The following is a 460-nucleotide window of genomic DNA, read 5'->3' as shown; positions in this document are numbered from 1 at the left end:
CGGTTTTTCCAGTATCTGTAGCTGCTGCGATGAACCCCGAACACATGGCAGAGTGTGACCACAGGATAATGCGCTCTGAGTTTCCCGATTATCGAGAACTGTTCAGGGAGTCTGACATCAAGAGCGCGGTAGCCTTTTTTAATATTTCATTCTCCATTTCAATGCGTTGTAGCTTTTTCCTCAGCTCACGTATTTCGATTTGTTCTGGTGTTATCGGAGAGGCTTTTGGTATTTTGCCCTGACGCTCATCACGCAGTTGTTTGACCCATCTTGTCATTGTGGAAAGGCCGACATCCATAGCTTTGGCGGCATCTGCCACCGTGTAGTTCTGGTCAACAACCAGTTGAGCGGATTCGCGTTTAAACTCTGCGCTGAAATTTCTTTTTTTCATTGGAGCACCTGTGTTGTTCTGAGGTGAGCATATCACCTCTGTTCAGGTGGCCAAATTCAGTGTGCCACT

1 pseudogene is annotated in these 460 nt (G+C 47.0%); it reads right to left on the bottom strand.

The features are described from left to right. A pseudogene (locus A9587_RS24325) lies at nt 1-391 on the bottom strand (transposase); the annotation flags it as partial. Nucleotides 392-460 lie beyond the last annotated feature (69 nt).

The sequence above is a fragment of the Escherichia sp. MOD1-EC6162 genome (assembly GCF_002965125.1).
GTDB classification, from domain to species: Bacteria; Pseudomonadota; Gammaproteobacteria; order Enterobacterales; family Enterobacteriaceae; genus Escherichia; species Escherichia marmotae.
The sequence above is the reverse complement of the archived record's forward strand: the minus strand, read 5'-3'. Positions and strand labels throughout refer to the sequence as shown.